The sequence below is a fragment of the Acidiphilium sp. genome (assembly GCF_049977125.1).
In the GTDB taxonomy this organism is placed as follows: domain Bacteria; phylum Pseudomonadota; class Alphaproteobacteria; order Acetobacterales; family Acetobacteraceae; genus Acidiphilium.
The window spans coordinates 1-1592 of record NZ_JBMFGY010000360.1; the positions used below are offsets into that span (position 1 = coordinate 1).

Here is a 1592-nt window from a genome sequence, read left to right on the forward strand (position 1 = left end):
ATATCCTCCTCGGGTTGAACGTTGTAATGGGAAACCATGCCAGGCTCGCCAATCGGCTTGAAAGAGGCGAGCGCGCCGAGAACCTGGGCGTTCTTACCAAGGTTAGAGATCGGCATATTGATCAGATCGTTCATCGTATCGATCCGATATTGCGGCGTTTGGCCGACCAGGAAGTAGGTGATGCCGGTCCTGTAATCGAGATAAAAATTCGGGCTGGTCTGATAATTGGAATAGAGCGAAGTCAGCATCGAGCCGGTGATATTTGCCTCTGTCAGCCCGACCAGCTTCGCGTAGCTGCGATCGGTATCAACCTGAATGCTGGGATAATTGAATGGCTGCGCAAGATGCGTATCGACGAGGCCCGGGATGAGATTGAATTGCCGATAAAGACGCAGCGCGAATTCATAGTCAGTGCGCAGATCAGGGCCGGAGATCTGGATATCGATCGGCGAGGGACGGCCGAAATTGAGGATCTGCGTGTTCATGTCGGCTGGCATGAAATAGAATGTTGTGCCAGGGAAATGCTCGGACAACTCGTCGCGCAGCACGGCCACGTATTGCGCCGTCGGGCCGTGATCCTTCTTGAGCGTGATCAGAACATCGGCGTCCTCGGGGCCGAACGAGCCGGTGCTGAGATAGGCAAGCGGAATGCCCGCCACCGGAAGATCGATATTGTCAACAAAAGTGTCCACTTCATGCGGCGGCAGACGCGAGCGGATGAAATCCTCGACCTCCTGGCAGAGCCGCGCCGTCTCCTCGATGCGCGTGCCGGTCTGCGCCATGATGTGCAAATACATCACCCCGGCATCGACATTGGGGAAGAAAATCCGCCCCAGCCACGGCACCAGCCCCACCACGGAGATCACCGTAAAGGCCAGGAAGATCGGAATGAAGAAGGCGCGCACGCCAAGCAGGGTCGCCAGAACCTCGCGATAGCCCGCCCGCATGCGCTCAAAGCCACGCTCAAAGCCCTTCTGGAAACGCACGAACGGGTTGTGCGATTTCGGCGCGGCGTGCCCCTCTCCCGCATGAGGCACATTGCGCAGCATATAGACCGCCATCGTCGGTACCAATGTAACCGACAGGATGAAAGAGGCGACCATCGCAAAAACCACAGCCTCGGCGAGCGGCACGAAGAGATAATAGGAGACCCCGGTGAGCAACCACATCGGCGCGAACACGATACTGATCGAGAGCAGCGAGAGCAGCGCCGGGATGACGATCTGCTGCGCGCCATCGAGGATGGCGGTCTCGATGTCCTTGCCCATCTCCATGTGGTAGTTGAAATTCTCGATCGTCACGGTCGCTTCATCGACCAGCATGCCGACGGCGAGCGCGAGCCCGCCCAATGTCAGCGTGTTGATGGTCTGGCCGATCGCCGAAAGGGCGACGATCGAGGAGAGCACCGAGAGTGGAATGGAAACCGCGATGATGATCGTCGAACGGACGGAGCCGAGAAACAGCAGGATCATCATCGCGGTGAGCACCGCGGCGATCGCCGCCTCGCGCACCACACCGTCGATCGCCGCGGTGACGAAAATCGACTGATCGCCGATGAGATGCAGTTCCATGCCCTTGGGAGATGTCTCCCG

1 protein-coding gene is annotated in these 1592 nt (G+C 58.4%); it reads right to left on the reverse strand.

Features of this window, described 5'->3' with window-relative positions:
• The coding region (locus tag ACP5E6_RS19070) for an efflux RND transporter permease subunit (protein WP_427957071.1) at positions 1 to 1571 on the reverse strand (1571 nt) is incomplete at its 3' end.
• Positions 1572 to 1592 lie beyond the last annotated feature (21 nt).